This is a genomic window from Roseovarius ramblicola, from assembly GCF_042430665.1.
Lineage (GTDB): Bacteria > Pseudomonadota > Alphaproteobacteria > Rhodobacterales > Rhodobacteraceae > Roseovarius > Roseovarius ramblicola.
In genome coordinates this window covers 1-19,141 of record NZ_JBHMEC010000002.1, presented here as the reverse complement: position 1 = coordinate 19,141, position 19,141 = coordinate 1, and the positions used below count along the sequence as shown (strand labels likewise).

General features: G+C 63.0%; 17 protein-coding genes. 7 read left to right on the top strand and 10 right to left on the bottom strand.

The window, feature by feature from the left end; translation table 11 throughout:
- Positions 1-30 precede the first annotated feature (30 nt).
- From ACFFU4_RS00715 to ACFFU4_RS00690, 6 genes are read right to left on the bottom strand one after another with little or no spacing between them, the layout of a single operon-like run.
- Complete coding sequence (locus ACFFU4_RS00715; RefSeq protein ID WP_377066024.1) at positions 31-1,107, bottom strand: branched-chain amino acid ABC transporter permease; 1,077 nt, start codon at positions 1,105-1,107, stop codon at positions 31-33.
- Between the two features lies 1 nt (position 1,108).
- On the bottom strand, positions 1,109-1,366 hold the full coding sequence (locus ACFFU4_RS00710; RefSeq protein WP_377066023.1) for a hypothetical protein: 258 nt from the start codon (positions 1,364-1,366) through the stop codon (positions 1,109-1,111).
- Between the two features lie 4 nt (positions 1,367-1,370).
- On the bottom strand, positions 1,371-2,357 hold the full coding sequence (locus tag ACFFU4_RS00705; RefSeq protein WP_377066021.1) for a branched-chain amino acid ABC transporter permease: 987 nt from the start codon (positions 2,355-2,357) through the stop codon (positions 1,371-1,373).
- A gap of 36 nt (positions 2,358-2,393) precedes the next feature.
- The gene (locus tag ACFFU4_RS00700) at positions 2,394-2,873 is read right to left on the bottom strand and encodes a hypothetical protein (RefSeq protein WP_377066019.1); all 480 of its coding nucleotides are present in this window, start codon (positions 2,871-2,873) and stop codon (positions 2,394-2,396) included.
- Positions 2,866-3,687 carry an ABC transporter ATP-binding protein gene (locus ACFFU4_RS00695; RefSeq protein WP_377066017.1) on the bottom strand — a complete coding sequence of 274 codons (822 nt, stop codon included), beginning with the start codon at positions 3,685-3,687 and terminating at the stop codon, positions 2,866-2,868. The genes ACFFU4_RS00700 and ACFFU4_RS00695 overlap by 8 nt, the downstream gene beginning before the upstream one ends.
- Positions 3,684-5,675, bottom strand: coding sequence for an AMP-binding protein (locus ACFFU4_RS00690; protein WP_377066015.1), 1,992 nt, complete (start codon positions 5,673-5,675; stop codon positions 3,684-3,686). Before ACFFU4_RS00690 ends, ACFFU4_RS00695 begins: the two co-directional genes overlap by 4 nt.
- 186 nt (positions 5,676-5,861) lie before the next feature.
- Between ACFFU4_RS00690 and ACFFU4_RS00685 the strand changes: the two genes are divergently transcribed.
- Together ACFFU4_RS00685 and ACFFU4_RS00680 are read left to right on the top strand one after the other, a co-directional pair.
- Complete coding sequence (locus ACFFU4_RS00685; RefSeq protein WP_377066013.1) at positions 5,862-7,769, top strand: hybrid sensor histidine kinase/response regulator; 1,908 nt, start codon at positions 5,862-5,864, stop codon at positions 7,767-7,769.
- Positions 7,766-8,479, top strand: coding sequence for a response regulator transcription factor (locus ACFFU4_RS00680; protein WP_377066011.1), 714 nt, complete (start codon positions 7,766-7,768; stop codon positions 8,477-8,479). Before ACFFU4_RS00685 ends, ACFFU4_RS00680 begins: the two co-directional genes overlap by 4 nt.
- A 131-nt stretch (positions 8,480-8,610) precedes the next feature.
- Here the strand turns inward: ACFFU4_RS00680 and ACFFU4_RS00675 are convergent, their stop codons facing one another.
- Positions 8,611-9,807, bottom strand: coding sequence for a hydantoinase/carbamoylase family amidase (locus ACFFU4_RS00675; protein ID WP_377066009.1), 1,197 nt, complete (start codon positions 9,805-9,807; stop codon positions 8,611-8,613).
- 362 nt (positions 9,808-10,169) lie between these two features.
- On the opposite strand from ACFFU4_RS00675, the gene ACFFU4_RS00670 reads away from it, so the two are divergent.
- Genes ACFFU4_RS00670 through ACFFU4_RS00660 form a run of 3 tightly spaced genes read left to right on the top strand, consistent with a single transcriptional unit; the run spans position 10,170 to position 12,749 of the window.
- Positions 10,170-11,018 (top strand): 3-methyl-2-oxobutanoate hydroxymethyltransferase, encoded by an 849-nt coding sequence (locus ACFFU4_RS00670; RefSeq protein WP_377066007.1) that lies wholly within the window; start codon positions 10,170-10,172, stop codon positions 11,016-11,018.
- 50 nt (positions 11,019-11,068) lie between these two features.
- Positions 11,069-11,755, top strand: coding sequence for a class I SAM-dependent methyltransferase (locus ACFFU4_RS00665; protein WP_377066005.1), 687 nt, complete (start codon positions 11,069-11,071; stop codon positions 11,753-11,755).
- Between the two features lie 10 nt (positions 11,756-11,765).
- Positions 11,766-12,749: a GlxA family transcriptional regulator gene (locus tag ACFFU4_RS00660; RefSeq protein WP_377066003.1), complete on the top strand. Its 984-nt coding sequence runs from the start codon at positions 11,766-11,768 to the stop codon at positions 12,747-12,749.
- Between the two features lie 14 nt (positions 12,750-12,763).
- Here the strand turns inward: ACFFU4_RS00660 and ACFFU4_RS00655 are convergent, their stop codons facing one another.
- The 3 genes from ACFFU4_RS00655 to ACFFU4_RS00645 all read right to left on the bottom strand — a co-directional run bounded on the left by ACFFU4_RS00655 (position 12,764) and on the right by ACFFU4_RS00645 (position 14,250).
- On the bottom strand, positions 12,764-13,216 hold the full coding sequence (locus ACFFU4_RS00655) for a MerR family transcriptional regulator (RefSeq protein ID WP_377066001.1): 453 nt from the start codon (positions 13,214-13,216) through the stop codon (positions 12,764-12,766).
- On the bottom strand, positions 13,176-13,469 hold the full coding sequence (gene nrtS, locus ACFFU4_RS00650) for a nitrate/nitrite transporter NrtS (protein ID WP_377065999.1): 294 nt from the start codon (positions 13,467-13,469) through the stop codon (positions 13,176-13,178). Before nrtS ends, ACFFU4_RS00655 begins: the two co-directional genes overlap by 41 nt.
- Before the next feature lie 76 nt (positions 13,470-13,545).
- Positions 13,546-14,250, bottom strand: coding sequence for an OmpW/AlkL family protein (locus tag ACFFU4_RS00645; RefSeq protein WP_377065997.1), 705 nt, complete (start codon positions 14,248-14,250; stop codon positions 13,546-13,548).
- An 884-nt stretch (positions 14,251-15,134) separates the two neighbouring features.
- On the opposite strand from ACFFU4_RS00645, the gene ACFFU4_RS00640 reads away from it, so the two are divergent.
- Together ACFFU4_RS00640 and ACFFU4_RS00635 are read left to right on the top strand one after the other, a co-directional pair.
- Positions 15,135-18,425 (top strand): PAS domain-containing protein, encoded by a 3,291-nt coding sequence (locus tag ACFFU4_RS00640; RefSeq protein WP_377065995.1) that lies wholly within the window; start codon positions 15,135-15,137, stop codon positions 18,423-18,425.
- 257 nt (positions 18,426-18,682) lie between these two features.
- Entirely contained in the window at positions 18,683-19,108 is a 426-nt protein-coding gene (locus ACFFU4_RS00635) for a response regulator transcription factor (protein WP_377065993.1), read from the top strand.
- Positions 19,109-19,141: the final 33 nt, after the last annotated feature.

Sequence of the window (19,141 nt, the reverse complement as noted above, 5' to 3'; positions counted from 1 at the left end):
AGGGCGGGGTTCACCCCGCCGCCACCCCTCCTAATGCGGGAAGGGCCAAAGCCTCAGTTTCTCCTTTGCCACACGCCACAGTTGGGCCAGCCCGTGCGGCTCGGCCACGAGAAAGACGATGATGAGCGCGCCGACGATGATCAGTTCGAGATGCGCGGCAAGGTCCGTAGGCCAGCCCAGCCCGCCCACCAGCGTGTTTTTCAAGAGCACCGGCAACAGCACCAGGAACGCCGCCCCGGCAAAGCTGCCGAAGATCGAGCCAAGCCCGCCGATGATCACCATGAACAAGACGAGGAACGACTTGTTGATGCCGAACGCCTCGCCGACCTCGACCGCGCCGAGATAGACGGCAAAGAACAGCGCCCCCGAGATGCCCACGAAAAAGCCCGAGGCGGCAAACGCCGACAGCTTCGCCTTCAAGGGGTTCACCCCGATGATTTCGGCGGCGATGTCCATGTCGCGGATGGCCATCCACTTGCGCCCTGCCATGCCGCGCGTCAGGTTGCGCGCGACGATCGCCGAGGCGGTGACGAAGACCAGACAGAACAGATAGGCCGCCCAGGGCGCGGTTTCCGCACCGGTGACCGGCACGCCCGCGATGGTGCGCTCGGGCGCGCTGATCTGGCCCGAGGCCGAATAGTTGTAGAACCACGGCACCCGGTTGAACAGCCACACCAGGAAGAACTGCGCCGCCAGCGTCGCCACCGCGAGGTAGAACCCCTTGATCCGCAAGCTTGGCAGGCCGAAGAGCACGCAGACCGCCGCCGTGATCCCGCCCGCGAGGATGACGTGAATGAAGATGCTCACCTCGGGAAAGCCGGTCATCAGCTTGTAGACCGCATAGGCCCCCACCGCCATGAACCCGCCGGTGCCGAGGCTGACCTGCCCGCAATACCCCACGAGGATATTCAGCCCGATCGCCGCGATGGCGTAGATCAGGAACGGCAGGAACACCGCGTTCACCCAGTAGTCGTTGATGACGAACGGCACCACGGCGAACCCCGCCACCAGCACCGCGTAATAGCGGTAGCGGTCGAACCGGATCGGAAAGGTCTGGCTGTCGTCGGTATAGGAGGTCTTGAAATCCCCCGCCTCACGGTAAAACATCTCAGAGAACCTCCCCGTGGATTTCATCGTCGTCGTCGCGCTTTGCCGCGCGGTTGGCGGGTCTTGCATAGCCTGTCGTCTCGGTGTGGCGCACCAGCCAGAGGAAGGCGAGCATCCCCGCCCCCCCGCCGATGGCCGCCAGCACGGCGGCGGTGACCATCTGCCCGGTATGGCCGGCCTGCGCCGTCAGCGCGAGGTAGCCGAACGCCCAGAACCCGGCCCAGGCGATCACGTTGAGGATGGCGATGAGCTTGTGCATCCCGTCACACCCTCTCGATGATCTTCTCGCCGAACAGGCCCTGCGGCCGGAACACGAGGAAGATGAGCGCCAGCACGTAGGCGAACCAGTTCTCGGTCGCGCCGCCCACCATCGGGCCGATGGCGAACTCGAAGAGCTTTTCGCCCACCCCGATGATCAGCCCGCCGACGATGGCACCGGGGATCGAGGTAAAGCCACCCAGCATGAGAACGGGAAGCGCCTTCAACGCGATCAGCGACAGCGAGAACTGCACCCCCATCTTGGTCCCCCACATGATGCCTGCCACCAGCGCCACGAAGCCCGCCAGCGACCACACCATCACCCAGATGAAGTTGAGCGACACGCCCACAGACAGCGCCGCCTGATGGTCGTCGGCCACCGCGCGCATGGCGCGGCCATGCTTGGAATACTGCGCGAAGATCACCAGCGCGATCACCAGCAGCGCCGCCACGAATGTCGCCCACAGGTCGAGATTGTCGATGTAGAAGCCGTAGCCGAAGAGATTGTAGGTCACCTCGTCGATGAAGACGTTGATGCCCTGCGGCACGCCCACATCCAGTTCCTTGATGTCGGCCCCCCACATGACATCGCCGAACCCTTCGAGGAAATAGGCGAGGCCAATGGTGGCCATGAACAGGATGATCGGCTCCTGCCCCACGAGGTGGCGGAAGATGAAATGATTGACCGCCCAGGCGAGGCCCACCATCACCAGCATGGTCAAGAGGATCGCGAACAGCGCCGGGACGTGCCAGCCGAAATGGTGGATATCGGTGCCGAAGACCGCGTTGATCAGGTGGCTGAAGGGCACCTGCCCCTCCATGATTCCCACCAGCGTCAATGCCGCAAAGAGCGCCAGCACCCCTTGGGCGAAATTGAAGATGCCGCTCGCCTTGAAAATCAGCACGAAGCCCAGCGCCACCAGCGCATAGAGCACCCCGGCCATGAGGCCGTTGAGAAAGACCTCCATTCCCCAGATCAGTTGGTCGGGCATGGTCTGCCTCCTTTTCCCTTGCGCAGATGCGTCGTCTCAGGCTTCAAGGTTCGTCTCCAGTATCCGCAGGGTCAGGCCCGCGTCCGTCCGCGTTTCCTGCACTTCCAGCACCGGCTCGATCCAGCCCTTGCTGCGCCAGCGGCCGTCGGCCACGGGCACGTAGCGCCCTGCCGCCACCGCCTCCGCGACCCACGCGTCGAAACCGGGCACCGCATCGCCCGAGGGGTCGCGCACGGCACAGGCGATGCGCCCGCCGGCGGGAGCGGTCTCGACGCGGAGCGCGCGGTCCCCGTCCAGCGCATAGCGCGTCACGCCGCCCCCGGCCGTGCCCGGCCCCAGCCGGGCCACCACCGGCGCCGCGAAGTCCTGCAGCGCCGACAGGCAGCGCGCCTCGAAATCGGCCCACGCCCCGGCCTGCGCCGCGGCGGGCAACAGCGAGAGAAACAGCGTCGCCGCGCCAAGGGCCGGAGACCCGTGATCGCGTCCGGGGTGACTTCGCCTTGCGACATCAGTCATGCGCCACCCCCAGGTAGGCGTCGATCACCGCCTGATTCCCGCGCACCTCGTCGGGCGTGCCGTCGCCGATCTTCTTGCCGTAATCCATCACGACCACACGGTCGCTCAGATCCATCACCACGCCCATGTCGTGCTCGATCAGCGCGATGGTGGTGCCGAACTCGTCGTTCACGTCGAGGATGAAGCGGCTCATGTCCTCCTTCTCCTCGACGTTCATCCCCGCCATCGGCTCGTCCAGAAGCAGGATCGACGGCTCCGCAGCCAGTGCGCGGGCCAGCTCCACCCGCTTCTTCAGGCCATAGGGCAGCCGGCCCACCGGCGTCTTGCGGATGTGCTGGATTTCGAGAAAGTCGATGATCTTCTCCACCGCAGCGCGGTTCTCGGTCTCCTCGGCCTCGGCGCGGCCCTTCCAGAGCGCCTGCGCCAGCAGCCCCGCGCTCATCTGCCGGATGCGGCCCGTCATGACGTTGTCGAGCACGCTCATCCCGTCAAAGAGCGCGATGTTCTGGAAGGTGCGCGCGATGCCCTGCTGCGCCACCTGGTAGGGCTTCATCTGCGGGCGCCTGGCCCCCTTGTACCAGACCTCGCCCTCCTGCGGGTTGTAAAAACCGCTGATGACGTTGAGCATCGACGACTTGCCCGCGCCGTTGGGGCCGATGATCGCGCGGATTTCGCCCTCGCGGATGTCGAAGCTGATATCCTCGATCGCCACCACCCCGCCAAAGCGCAGGGTGATGTTGCGCATCTCCATCAGCACGCCGCCGATCTTGCGGCCGTCCTCGGTGGTGTAGCCTTCTGCGTCCATGTCCTTCATTCCGCCGCCACCTTCGCTGTCTGCTCCACCGCGACCCCGACCGGCACGATCTTCAGCGTCGCGCTGATGCTGCCCTTGCGCCCGTCCTCATAGGTCACTTCGGTGGTGGTGTAGACCTCCTCGGAGCCGTCATAGAGCGCCACCAGAAGATCCTCGAACTTCTCCGAGATCACGCCGCGGCGCACCTTGCGCGTGCGCGTCATCTCGCCGTCGTCGGCGTCCAGCTCCTTGTGCAGCACGAGGAAGCGATGCACCTGGCAATGCGACAGCATAGGGTCGTCCGCCAGACTGCGGTTCACCTCCTCGACATGGCCGCGGATCATCTCGAGCACCTCCGGGTGCCCGGCCAGTTCCTGGTAGGAGGCATAGCCGATATTGTTGCGCTCGGCCCAGTTGCCCACCGCCGTCAGGTCGATATTGACGAACGCGGTGCATTCGGAGCGGTCGTTGCCGAACACCACCGCCTCCAGGATGTTGGGGAAGAACTTGAGCTTGTTCTCCACGTATTTCGGGGCAAAGAGCTTGCCGTCGGCCATCTTGCCCACATCCTTGGCGCGGTCGATGATGCGCAGGTGGCCGGACCCCTCCTCGAAAAAGCCGGCGTCGCCGGTGGCGACCCAGCCGTCGGGGTCCTTGGTCTTCTGCGTGCTTTCCGCGTTCTTGTAATAATACTCGAACGTGCCAGCCCCGCGATAGAACACCTCGCCATTCTCGCCGATGCGCACCTCCACGCCGGGGGCGGGCACGCCCACCGTGTCGCTGCGCACCTCGCCATCGGGCTGGAGGGTGATGAAAACGCTGGCCTCGGTCTGGCCGTAGAGCTGCTTGAGATTGATGCCGAGCGAGCGGTAGAAATCGAAGATTTCCGGCCCGATCGCCTCGCCCGCAGTGTACCCCACGCGCACCCGGCTCAGGCCCAGCGTGTCCTTCAGCGGGCCGTAGACGAACAGGTTGCCCAAGGCATAGCGCAGCCGGTCCATGCCGCTCACCGGCTTGCCATCCAGGATATCGGGGCCGACCCGGCGCGCCACCGCCATGAAGTGATCGAACAGCCATTTCTTGAACCGGCTGGCATCCTCCATGCGGATCATCACGTTGGTGAGCTGCGTCTCGAACACCCGCGGCGGGGCGAAATAATAGGTCGGCCCGATCTCGCGCAGGTCGGTCTGCATGGTGTCGGCGCTCTCGGGGCAGTTGACGCAGAAGCCGCACCAGTACGCCTGCCCGATGGAAAAGATGAAGTCGCCCACCCAGGCCATCGGCAGGTAGGCCAGCGCCTCCTCGTCCACCGTCAGGGTGTCGAACTCCGCCGAGGATTTCGACGCCTCGATGATGTTGCGATTGCTCAGCACCACGCCCTTGGGCTTGCCGGTGGTGCCGGAGGTATAGAGCATCACGCAGACGCTGTCGTAATCGAGCTTGTCGCGCCGCGCCTTGAGATCCTCGATGAATTCGTAATGGGCCGCGCGCCCCTGCTCCTGAATGTCGATGAAGCGGTGCAGCTTGTGATGGTCGTATTTGCGCAGGCCACGCGGGTCGACATAGATCATGTGCTCGAGCTTATGAAGCCGGTCCTGCACTTCGATCAGCTTGTCGACCTGCTCCTGATCCTCGACGATGGCAAAGCGCGCGCCGCAATGATCCATCACATAGGCCATCTCGTCGGCGGCGGCATCCTGGTAGAGCGGCACCGGGATCGCCCCCACCGATTGCGCGGCCACCATCGCCCAGTAGAAATGCGGCCGGTTGCGCCCGATGATGGCGATGAAATCGCCCTCGTTGACGCCGAGATTGATGAGCCCGAGCGCCAGCGTCTCGATTTCACCTGCGGCCTCGGCCCAGGTCCAGGTCTGCCAGATGCCGTATTCCTTTTCGCGATAGGCGTGACGATCCGCGAACCGGGTGGCGTTGCGTTGCAGGAGCGCCGGGATGGAGCGCGCCCCATCCGCCGCTTGTGACGGCTGTGCCAAGTCTTTCTCCTCCCTCATGCCCGCATCCTCCACGCGGGCCGCGCCCCGTGGGCCGCGATTCTTCTTGCCTCAAGGGTGCGCGAATATTGCTGGCGGTCAACTTTTTCCTGAGCGTGTCGCAATCCTTACGAATTGTAACACGCCCCGATAGAGCCTTTGCCGCCCCCGGCTCCGGTGCTAGCGAAGATATCGGAGGAGACGGCAATGAGCCCCAACCACGCCGACCGCGACGCCATGACCATGGCCGGGCTGAACCTGATTCAGCAGGCGCTCACCATCTATGACCGCGATCTGCGGCTCGCCGTCTGCAACCGCCGCTTCCAGGAGATGTTCGCCCTGCCCGACGACCTCGTCACCCCCGGCGCGGATTTCGCCGATACCATCCGCTACCTGGCCCGGCGCGGCGATTACGGCGACGTGGGCTGCGTCGAGACCTTCGTCGCCGAGCGGGTCGAGACCGCGCGCGCCTTCGAGCCGCATTACATGGAGCGCACCCGCGCCAATGGCCGCACGATCAGCGTCGAGGGTTCGCCGCTGCCGCAGGGCGGGTGGGTGACCGTCTATACCGACATCACGCCGTCGAAGCGACAGGAGGCGCTGCTGCGCGCCCGGTCCGAGGAACTGTCGGACCAGATCCTCGCCTATTCCGAGGATCTCGCCACCGCCAACCGCGAGTTGCAGGCCACCATCACCGCGCTGGAAGAGGCCAAGCGCCAGATCACCGAGGCCGAGGCGCGCACCCGCCTCACCACCGAGATGATGCCGGCCCATATCGCCCATGTCGGGCCGGACCGGCGCTATACCTATTCCAACCGGCGGCTCACCTCGGTGATGCCCGGCACGCCCAGCGATATCATCGGCACCGACGCGGCACAGGTATTCGACCCCGGAACATGGGTGGAAATCGGCCCGCAACTCGACCGTGCCTACGCAGGCGAGCCCTCGGTATTCGAGTTCACCCACCCGCCCTCGTCGCGGCGGGTGCGCGTGGCGCTCACCCCCGATCCGATCTCGGGCGGCGTCTACATCCTGTCGATGGACATCACCCGCGAGAGCCAGGCGCGCGCAGCACTGCAACAGACCAGGCGGCGCGAGATGGCGGCGCAACTCACCTCGGGCCTCGCGCATGATTTCTCCAATCTGCTGACGATCATATTGGGCATGCAGTCGCGGCTGGCGCGGATGGGCCTTCCGGGCGAGGCGCGCGAGTTGATCGACGCCACGCTGGCGGCGGCACGGCGCGGCGGCGGTCTGCTGGGCCGCATCGCCGACATGACCGGCCCGCGCGAGCACGAGCCTGTGCCCACCGATCTTGCGGCCTTTCTCGCCGATCTCGACACGCTGGCGCGCTCGGCCCTGACCTCGGGCATCACCTTCACCATCGACCGGCTGGGCGCGGACGGGCGCTACCTGCTCGACGCCGGCATGTTGCAGGATTCGCTGCTGAACCTGGTGCTCAACGCCCGCGACGCCTGCGGCAGCCGCGGTCGCGTCACCCTCACCGTGCGCCCGGTGCAGGAGACATGGCTGGAATTCAGCGTCACCGATACCGGCCCCGGTTTTTCGGCGCAGGCGCTCGAACACGCGCTCGATCCGTTCTTCACCACCAAGGGCGGCGAGGGCTCGGGCCTCGGGCTGTCGATGGTCTACGACATGACCAAGCTGGCGGGCGGGCGCATCATCCTGGGCAATACCGGCAGCGGCGGGCGCGTCGCCCTGCGCCTTCCCTTGCGGCCCGCAGGCGACGCACGCCCCCCGGGTCTCGTGCTGCTGGTCGAGGACAGCCCCGACCTGCGCTCGGCCCTGCGCGACATGCTGCGCGGCGCGGGCCACAGCGTGATCGAGGCCGCAAGCGTGCCCGAGGCCGCCGCGATCCTCGCCGACCTGCCCGGGATTACCGCCATCCTGTCGGATATCGTGCTCGAGGGCAGCGCCACGGGCATCGACCTCGCCGCCCTGCCCCGTCCCGGCGATTGCCCGCTGGTGCTGATGACCTCGCTGCCGCCCGACGACCCGCTCCACCGCGCCGCCGCAGGCGTGGCGCCGGTGCTGCGCAAGCCGTTCACCGCCGCGCAGCTCGACGCCGCCCTTTCCGCCGGAGACCGCCCATGACAGCCCCCGCGAACGCCCCCCTCGTGACCATCCTCGACGACGAGCCCGCGATCCGCACCATGCTCGCCGAGGCGCTTGAAGAGGCGGGCTTTCGCACCATGACGTTCGGTCGCGCGACAGAGTTCGAGGCGGCATTGCGACAGGCCAGCCCCGATGTCTGCCTCGTCGACCTGTCGCTGCCCGACCGCGACGGCCTCGGCCTCGTGCACCGGCTGGCGCTGGAACAGGGCGCGACGGTGATCATCATATCGGGCCGCGCGCAGGTGCAGGACCGCGTGACCGGACTGGAGCTCGGGGCCGACGACTACATCATCAAGCCGTTCGACCCGACCGAGGTGGTGGCCCGGATCCGCGCCCGCCTGCGCCGCGGCATACCCGCCCCCCAGACCGGCGAGGTCGCGCGGTTCAACGGCTGGACCGCGCATTTCGACCGCTATGTGCTCGAGGACGAGAGCGGCACCGAGACACCGTTTTCCCACGCCGAAGGCGAGGTGCTGCGGCTGTTCCTGGAACGGCCCAAGCGGCTGATCTCGCGTCAGGCGATGCAGGAGGCGCTTGGCGGCGCGGCGGGCGAGAGCTTTGACCGGGCGATGGACGTGCGCATCTCGCGCCTGCGCACCAAGCTACGCGAAGACCCCCGCAACCCGCGCCTGATCAAGACGATCTACGGCGCCGGGTATATCTTCCTGGGCGATGTGAATTGGGGGTGAGGGTATCCCGTCGCCCCGGCCCGCCCCCGTCACCCCCGGGCCCCGACCCGGGGATCTCCGGGATCAAGGAGATCATCCGGTCGGGCGGGACGATGCAATGGGCGCGCCGGACGATGACGCAGCCTACAAGATCACGGACGCCCCACCGCCCCCGCCAGCACCTCCAGCCCGGTCGCCAGGTCGGCCTCGTCGGTATCCTCGGCGAAGGCATGGCTGATCCCGTCGATCGACGGCACGAACAGCATCGCCGCGGGCATCAGCCGCGCCACGTTGGTGGCATCGTGCAGCGCGCCCGATTGCATCCGCCGCCAGCGCCCCGGCGCCACCGCCTCGGCGCTCGCGGCCAGCGCGTCGCGCAAGGTATCATCCATCGGCATCGGCTCCAGCCCGAGCATGTCGCCAAAACTCACCGATAGCCCGGCCTCGTCCGCCACCTCGGCGGCCGTTTCGCGGATGACCGCCTCCATCCGGCGCAGCCGGTCCGCGCAGCCATCGCGCCACTGCATGGAAAACACCGCCTGCCCCGGCACGATGGAATGGGCATCCGGGTGCAGCCGCACATGGCCGATGGTCCACACCGTCTGCGGTGTGACCACGTTCCGAAGCCGGTCATTCAGCAGCGCATTGAACCGCGAAAGCCCCTGGAAAGCGTCGCGGCGGCGGTGCATCGGTGTGGTGCCTGCGTGGTTCTGCTCGCCGTCAAGGGTGATGCGCATGTCGCGGATACCGACGATATCGGTCACCACCCCCACCGCCTCACCCGCCTCGTAAAGCCACGGACCCTGCTCGATATGCATCTCGACAAAGCCCGAGAACCGCCCCGGATCGACGAAGCCATCGGCCCGCCCCGCCATGCCCGCCCGCGCCTCGGCGAATGTCACGCCGTCGCGGTCGGTCTGCCGGTCGGCTTCGTCGAGGCCCAGGTTACCCGACCAGATGGCGCTCCCGGTGGTGACGCCAAAGCGCCCCTCCTCGTCCTGGAACGACACCACCGAAACCGGCGGTCCGCCCACCTCGACGCTCGCGCGCGCCACTTCCAATGCGGCGATCACCCCCAGCGCGCCGTCGAGCCAGCCGCCCTCGGGCTGGCTGTCGCTGTGGCTGCCCAGCAGGATCGAGCGCCCCTCGGCAAGGCCAAAGAGGTTGCCCACCGGATCGACATGCGGTGCCAGCCCCGCCTCGCGCATCCGCTCCGCCAACCAGTCGCGCGCCGCGATGTCTGCCTCGCTGTAGGCGGGGCGCACCACGCCTTTGCCCACCCCCGCCGCGCCGAACCCGCGCAGCCGGTGCAGATCGGCCAGAAATCTCTCGGGGTTCACTCGGATCATCGTGCAGCCTCCCTTTCGCATGCGCGCAGAGGGAGCATAGTTTCGCCGCGATGACCAGCCCCGACCCGCCTCGGCGCGTCAGCGGGACCGCCGGGGCGATCTGCCCGGTCCCACCCATGGCAGCGTCTGGCCGCAGCGTGCCGCCGCCACGCAACCGCCACAGCAGGCCGCCCGGGACCGGGCTCGGCAAATCGTCGGGTGACACCGGCTGCGCCCCGGGATTCCGCAGGGCCTCGTCATTGATCAGCCCGATCCGCGACCGGGACGCGCGCGCCTTTGATCGATTCTGGTTGATATCTAACATGAATGTTAGATATGTTCGAAATTGCGGCACCCATGCCGACCATAGGGAGGAAACCAAAATGGCAAAACGCAGAAAGACCCGTCTGAAGCATCTGGGAGAAAAGGTGCAAAAGGGAGAGCGCATCATCGGCATGGAGTGTCACGACACGCCGAGCGCCCTGATCGCCGAAGAGCTTGGCATGGACCTTCTGTGCTGTGGCAGCCCCGGGCCGATGGGCCTCATGGGGCACAAGTCGATGGCCACGGTGGATTTTGAGGAACAGCTCTACATGCTGGAAGGTGTGCTGCGCGGCGCGTCCTCTCCGTTCATCATTTGCAACATGCCCAATACAACGGCGAGTATTTCCGTCGAGGAATCCGTGCGAAACGCCGCGAAAGTGGTCAAGCTGGGTGCCGATGGCGTCCATATCGAGCCCTCGCTCGGCACGGTCCCGCATATTCGCGCCATCGTCGATGCGGGGATTCCGGTCGTGGGCCATTTCGGTGTTCAGGGGGAACGGGCCGTGATGAATTCGGGCCATAGCCCGGCGGGGCGGACCGCAGAGGAAGCGGCGGCCATCATCGAACTGGTCCGCGCCTCGATAGACGCCGGCATCTTTGCCGCCCTGTTCGAGCATACCTCGGTCGAGTTGACGAAATGGTGCTACGAGAACCTGCCGGTTGCCGTCGCCAGCCTCGGGTCGGGCCCCTATGCGCATGGCATCTTCCATGTGTCGAGCGACATCATCGGCTGTTCCGTCTTTCCGATCCCGCCAAAGCGCGAAGTTTTCGGCGACGTCTGGGGCGAGATGCAAAGAGCCTATTCCGCCTATTTCAACGCAGCCAGGGGCGGGCAGTTTCCCAATCCGGACCTGTCGCACACCATGCTGGACGGGGAACATGAAAAGTTCATGTCGCTGGTCGGCTGATACCCGTGCCTCATGATGCTGCCAAGACAGCCCTGGAGCCAGCGCATCTCATGCGCTGGCTCGTCGGTCTTCCGCGCCAACATCGTGTTTGTATCGAATGTGGTGCCGGAAATGCCGAAGTCAGCTATTTCATGGCAGAGCATTTCAACCTCGCCATCGCCACGGACGCATGCCCTCCGAAATCAGCCTATCCCGTGGCGGCGGACGCCGCCATCGGGTATGTCAAATGCCGGGCGGAACATCTGCCTTTGCCATCAGATAGTGTTGACATGGTTGTGTCCATGCAGGCCCTGCATCATTTCGACCTCGCACAGCACCTTGCCGAAGCCCATCGCGTGCTGAGTCCGGGCGGAGTGTTTGCCGCGCTCGCCTGGGGCGAGATCGCCCTGCCCATGGATGTCGGAACCGCCTGCAAGGATTTCCTCTCGGCGGTGACGCCATTCTGGGAACCCGAACGGGACTGGGTGGTTTCCGGCTATGCCGGGCTTGCATTTTCCGGCGAGCAGATCGCCCTGCCCTGCGCGGTCATGTCAAGAACGGTTACGGCAGAGGCGTTGATCGCACTCTTTCAGAGCTGGAGCGCGTACAAGGCAGGGCAGCGGGACTGCGCGCAGGCTCTTCAGGCTGCGCACGCACGTCTACTCTTGCTGGGATGCTCAACTGTCAGGATTTCCTGGCCGATTGTTGGCCAGGTATTTCGAATGCCCCCCGAAACCCGTCAAAGACACCGATCCTGAACACGCGAAGATGACGACCGCAGCGCCCCAATCCAAAGACTTCGAGATTTTCGTACAGCGCGAATTCTGCGATCTGGAACTGACGTCGGTCATCCACACCCTGCAAACCGCCAACATGGTGCACGACGCGCCGTATTTCGGCTGGCGGGTCATCTCGGACAGGCCGGGACTCGTGCAGGGTGACGGTGTCTGCCTCGTGCGGGCGGAGCCGGTCATTGCCGATCACTGCATGGCCGATGTCCTGATCGTGATCGCATCGAAATCCGCCGACCCCGCCGTCTGGATGGCGCGCCTGCGCAGCATGCGGCGGCTGGGGCGGCCGGTGATCCTGCTGGCGGACGCCGCCACCGCCTTTATCGCCCGCACCCAGATAGAGACCGGTGCCGTCACGACCCATTGGGCCGATGCGGCGATCCTGCGCGAGACCCGCGATCAACCGCGCCTGACCGGGACCCTCTCGGAATTCTCCAACGGCATCATCACGGCGGCGGGGCGCGCGGCGACGGCGGAGCTGCTGATCGGCCTTCTGGCCCGCGAATTGCCCGTGTCCGAGATCACAGAGATCGGTCGCCACCTGTTGCTCCCGTCTATCCGTACCAGTTCCAGCACCCAACCCTTCGCCCCCGAGGCGTTTCACAAATTTTATGACAAGACCGTGGCGGATGTCCTCACCATCATGGAGGACAATCTCTCCGACCCGCTTTCCATCGCCCGGATCGCCAATCAGGTGGACACCTCGCAAAGATGCCTCGAACGCCGCTTTCGCGCGGCGTTTGGAACGTCGCCGGGGCAATACTACAGAAAGCTGCGGGCGGGCCGTGCGCATCATCTGATCCAGAGCACCAGGCTGCCGCTGGTCGACATCGCCGCCGCCACCGGCTTTGGTTCGTCCAGTACGCTCGCAACCGCGTTCAGGAAAACCTACGGCATCACCCCCTCGGAATTCCGGGGCAAACACAAAGAGCGTGTGCTGGATTATTCAGCCAAGGTCTGACGGGCTCAAGCGGGTTAGCCGCGCCAGATCATATCCGCGAGGGGCGATGTTTCCGATACCGTGTTCATCGGACAGCCTGGACATCCGGACCGGGATGGCTTGTTCTGGCAGCCACGGCATTCGTTGACCGCGCTCAAGACATGGTTCACCTCGCCCTGAATTTCGATCGCGAGCCGGGCCATGAGCATCAGAGTGTCGGACAATTCATTGAGTTTGTCAGCCACCTCCCGCGAGGAGTCCGCGCCAGTGGAGTGGTTTGCCCGGACACCCGCAATCGAGGCGATGACCTCCAGCGGAATGTCGAGATCACGCATGTTCTGGATCATCATGGCCAGAACCACGTCACGCTCGCCATAGGTCCGCGTGCCGCCATCGCTGCGCTCCGGCTTCAGGATACCGAGATCCTCATAATGCCGCAGTGAGCGTTCACTCAAGCGGCTCAGGCGCGCGAGCTCTCCGATCTTCATCGGTCTTGTGTGGCTGATCTTGGCCAAGTGTCTTCTTTCTGTGGTCTTTGGTGGCGGACAATGCCCCATACATAGCAACAAAAAATGGAACACAATAGGTCAAGCCCGCCTTGGCGAGATCACTTTCGGCTGTCCCCAGGATCGCGTCTCCCTGATTGATCAGGTTCAGGACCGTCCCGACCACGATTGCAATCCGGATGGACCGCACGACAATGGCCCTCGACACGCCGGCATTGAGAAGAAAGGTGTTCATTCACCCATCCGTCTGTTACGTGAATAACGGATGCCCCCGGGCGGGGCATCCGTCTGTTCCAGATGGTGCATCGCGATCAGAAACGATACCCGATCCCGATGCTCGCGACGATCGGATCGATCGAGGCATCTCCGGATACGGTGCCCCCGGCGGTCGTGACCTCCGCGTCGATATCGACAAAGAACTTCTTGATATCGGCATTGAGATACCAGTTGTCCCTGAGCTGGACATCGACCCCGGCCTGCAAGACGAAGCCGGGATTGTAGGTTTCGAGGTTGAACGAGGTCGCGGGACCTTTCTTGCTGTTGGCCGTGACAAGCACAAGCGCGGGACCCGCCCCGAGATAGGGTTTCACGCCACCGCCGAGATGAAAGTGATACTGGGCCATGACGGACAGCGGGATCAGCCACGCCTCGCCAAGTTCCGGCCCGCCGGACAGGGAAACGTCATGCTTGGTGATACAGCAGATCGTTTCCGCGGCGATGTTGTTGGTAAAGAAATACGACAGGTCGATTTCCGGAATGACCTGGTCCGACACATGCGTACTCACCGGAACGTTGTAGCTCGCGTCGTCCTCGGGCAAAACGCCGGCCACTCGGCCCCGAACCAGAAAGCTGTGCGCCCATCCGTCGCCCGAGGGCTTGGCGTCTTGCGCCAATGCTGCGCCCGTGCCTTCTGCCAGCATGGCGCATGCCAGAAACACGACCCCCGGATAAAGCAGTGTCCGGCGGAGACGCTCTCCCCATCTTGATCCCGATCCCGATTCGTATGTCAATTTCATCACGGCCTCCTCCCGTTGGAAATGTGTTGTATAAGAAAGATTCTGTTACGTATTTTGCTTTTCCGACAATAATCTTTCTTCACACGAATCTCACATTACTGATAGATTTATGGAAATCAAGCACACTTTGCCAGAATGTTGCCGCAGAACAATCGCCGCGAGGGTCTCTCTTCACGAATCCATGCGGTCATGAGGCCGGCTGACCTGCCACTGAACGTTCATCCAGCCGGAACCGGAGGCCCGGCAACCGGGCCGAAGTGGGCAGCCTGTGTGATCTGGTGGCCGGCGGCGAGGCCGCCCTCTATGCGGACAGCGCCCATATCGGGCCGCGAACCCGGGCCATTCTGGCGGATCACGGGATGTGCGATCAGGTTCAGAAGCACGGGGTCCGCAGGCCCAAGCTGACGCCGCAGGAGCGTACCCGGAACGTTAAAATCGGCGTCACACGCGGGCAGGTGGAGGCGATTTCTGGCCACTGGAAGCGGCACTGGGGCCTGAGACGAACCCGGTTCCCGGGGGGCCAAAATGCAAATCCTGACCAGTCTTGCGGCCATCGGCCGGAACCTGTGGAAAGGCGCAGGCCTCAAAACGGGATACGGCTGATAACCCGGCTCCCTCACCAATCTCCCCGGCCCATCAAAACCACCACCGAAGCGCGACACCAAAGTCAAAAGCGTCCCGAACAACCAAATCCTATCTCACCGCTCAAACGAGGCGTTTCGTTGTGGCCTCTTCTTTGGTAATTTCGAACCTGGTGGCCGCGGCTCCGGCCCCAAGCCATTGGGGAATACGGAAAAGCAGGCACAATCTGGATGACGTGCCTGGAAGCCAACCTGCCGGCATACGCTTCGTGCCTGCCTTCAAGACTCAAGTTTGGAACAGCCATGGCAGAGCACATGCGACGTAGCGAAGAGATAGAGCCCCGGGCCGGCTCGTGGCTCGCTGGAATATTTTTATTACTTTCGGTGCCTTGGATCATTATTGGTGATTATCTTGTGGCGCAGACCGGCGACGTGATCGATGTCGAGCTGGTGCAAACGCTCAAGGGCCTACTGTTCGTTTTCCTTTGCGCCGCCTTGGCGAAATATCTCGGCGATCGCGTCCATGCCCAGCTTCTGGGATACTACCGTCTTGAACGGCGTCTTCGAGAACATCTCGTTCGCGCAGAGCACGTCGGCGAGATCGCCAGCTGGGAAAAGGACCTGCGTGATGGACGCACGTTCTGCAGCGAGAACTGCGAGGTACTGCTCGGCACGTCCATCGCAGCCACAGAAAGTTTCGAGGACGTGCTGCGTGCTCACGTCCACCCCGATGACCGGGACCGTGTTGCGCAGTTGCGCGATGCCTGGTGGCGCGACGGCGGCACGCTGGAGCTGGAATACCGTCTCGCAGGTCCGCACGGGATGATAAGGTGGATTGAGGAGCGTGCCGAGTTTGTAGAAGATGGAAGTAACGAAATCCGCTATGCGGTCGGCACGATCCACGACATCTCGAAACTCAAGGCGGCCAAGGCAGCAAGAGACGCCGCTGAGGCCCGCGCCGAGCGACGCGAAGCACTGGTGCGCATGGCAGCGGAAAAGGCCAGCTTCGGCGGCTGGCGCTATGAAGTTGGTGATGAGCACGAGATGTGGTCCGATGGAACCGCACGTGTCCGCGGCCTTCAGCCAGATAGCAGGATTTCGCCGGCAGAGGCTATAGAGCATTATGCCAATGGTGACCGTGAGCGCATGCGACGCCTTTTCGAATCCTGCGTTAAGGACGGCGAAGCGTTCGATGATATTTTCAGAATGAACACCGCCGACGGGCGACAGATCATGGTCAGAACGCTTGGGGAACCCCAGCGTAACGAAGCAGGCGAGGTCGTCGCCGTGCAGGGCGCGATTCAGGATGTAACTGAACTCGTGTCGGCTCGAGAGGAAGCCGATCACCGTAATGCTCAGTTGCAGAGCGTTCTCGCCTCAATCGGGGACGGCTTCGTAACCCTGGACCAGGCTTGGACCGTGACCTTCATCAACCGTCGCGGCAGCGAGTTGTTCGGCTTGGACCTGAGGAACGTGCCAGGCAGGAACTTCTGGGATCTTTTCCCTGCGGCCCGCGGCTCAAGTTTCGAACACAAGTGCCGGGAAGCAATCGAGACAGGCGCGAGCCGCTCGTCGGTCGAATACGTGTCCGCCATATCGCGTTGGTTGGATGTGAATGTCCACCCCACACCAAGTGGGTTGGCAATCTATTTCCGAGACGACAGCGAAAAACAGAATGCGCGTCAATGGCTTAAATTGCTGGAATCTGCAGTTCAAAGCCTGGACGATATACTAACGGTGGTAAAAGTCGGACCAGGTGAACCGGGCGACCAAGAAGTCATCTATGCCAATAATACTGTCGAGAAGCAGCTAGGCTACAGCTCCGAAGATTTCATCGGCAAGTCCCCTTGGTTCTTCGTTGATATAGGACGTTCCGGTCGGGCTGTAGCAGAACTGCAGCATGCCATAAGCAGTGGAAAGTCAGCCACTGCTGAGGTGTTCTTGAAAGCCAAGCCGGGTGGCGGCAAATGGTTCGAAGCCCACACCAGCCCGATTCACGGCCGAAAGGGGCAGATCACGCACCGGGTTGCAGTTCTTCGCGATGTCACTGACCGCAAGCGATATGAAGAACGTATTCTCGAGAGCGAAGAGCGCTTCCGCCTCATTAGCCGCGCCAGTAGCGATGTGATTTGGGATTGGGATATTACGAACGGATTTTTTTGGCTCAGCGACAACTACGAGGAGGTTTTCGGCTTCGATATCAGTAGTGAACCGCAGACATTCGATGCCTCGGTTGCCCGCATTCACCCGGAAGATCAGGATAGGATACGTAGCAGTCTTCTGGACGCCATTCAGAGCGAACTGTCCACCTGGAGTGCTGAATACAGGGTGAGAAACGCACAAGGCGGATACTCGATCGTGGAGGATCGCGCATTCATCATTCGCAATCCGGAAGGGCAAGCCTTGCGGATGGTGGCCGGCATGACAGATGTGACCGCGCTGCGCGAATTGGATGAGAAATTCCGGGCATCTCAAAAGCTTGAAGCCATCGGTCATCTGACGGGTGGCGTCGCGCATGATTTCAATAACTTGCTGACCATCATACTCGGCAATGCTGACTTGCTCATTGATGGCATGCTCGAACCGAGTCAGGAGAAAATGGTCAATGCAATCCTCAACGCCGCTGAAAGGGGGGCCGACCTGACGGACGGCCTGCTGGCCTTCTCTCGTCGCCAACCGCTGGATCCGGTGCCGGTTGACGTCAATGATCTCATACTGCGGTCGGAAGCCCTGTTGCGACAAGGGGTAGAGGAGGGCATCACGTTGCGCTTTGTACTGGAGGCAGAGGATGCGGTCGTGCTCGTTGATCCGGCGAGATTGCAGACCGCAATCCTGAATCTGGTGATCAACAGTCGTCATGCCATTGAGGAGCGCGGTACAATCACGGTGGAAACCTCGATCCGCATCTTTGATGACTCCTCGGAGCTCAAGGCTGCGGACATGGGAGCCGGGCGCTATCTGGCGATTTCAGTGTCTGATGATGGCATCGGCATGTCGAGGGAGGTCCAACAGAGGGCGTTCGATCCGTTCTTCACGACGAAGCCTGCAGGGGAAGGCACGGGCCTGGGTCTCAGCTCTACTTACGGGTTCGTGAAGCAGTCCGGCGGCGAGGCGAGGATCTACTCGGAACCGGACGAGGGAACGAGTGTCTATATTTTCCTGCCCTTGGCGAAGGAAATGGAGGATGGATTCGCACCTTCCTCCCAGAAAGAGGTCGTGGTTGGTCACGGAGAACACATACTGGTGGTGGAAGATGATCCCGACCTGCGCCAGCATGCCGAGGCCCTGATTCGGGCCCTTGGATATCGCGTGTCGGTCGCCGAGAATGCCGACGAGGCTCTAGTTCTTCTGGAGCGCGAACCAGATATCGACTTGCTGTTCACCGATGTGATCATGCCGGGAAGTATGCATGGTGCAGATCTTGCCCGTGAAGCGAGGGCGAGATATCCGCACCTCAAGGTTCTCTTTACGTCTGGCTATACGAAGAATGTGACCCTGCAAAAAGGCCGACTGGACGAGAATGTCGAGTTGCTGAGCAAACCCTATCGCCGCGAAGACCTTGCGCGGCGCCTGCGAGAACAGTTGGATGCTTAGGCCATCGCAATGCTGCCAGTATGGCGGCGGCTTGGTAAAAGGCCAGCTTGCATCACCACCCGCCGCGTGCGCGCCTCAGCGGTGCCGCGGTTGGCGAGTCCCGCCAACACTCAACAGCCCCCTTGGAGACTGCGTGCGAGTAGATGTGTTCCCGTTGCGGGGCTTCGGTGCCGAGAGGTCACAAGCCTGTATCAATATAGTCAATTTTGAATATACTTCTAGCTAGGTTCTGTCGCGCCATCGAACGGGAGTTACTCGTGCTACGGCCAAAGGTCTTGGTGTTGGATGACGAAAATGAAATCACGTCAATGCTCGACCATGCATTGTCCCGAGACGGGTATGACGTAAGCACTGTCAGAACGATCTCCGAGTTTCAGGACAAACAGGCCGAAGAGGCGTTTGCAATCTATATCATCGACCTTGGGCTACCTGACGGCAATGGCATGTCCTTGATTCAAGAGCTATCGCGAAACCCGGCTTGCGGTGTGATTATCTTGAGTGGACGCGTAGCGGACACTGATCGTATCGTTGGCCTTGAGATTGGAGCAGACGATTTCATTCAGAAGCCGTTCCGGATGCGCGAACTTATGGCGCGTGTGCGCGCCGTCTTGCGCCGAACGCAACAAGAAAACACAGTCCAAGGCCGTGCTGAGCTACCCCCCGAAATTCGGACACTGACATAAGCTACGATTTGCAGTCTGCTGATCTTCGACGAA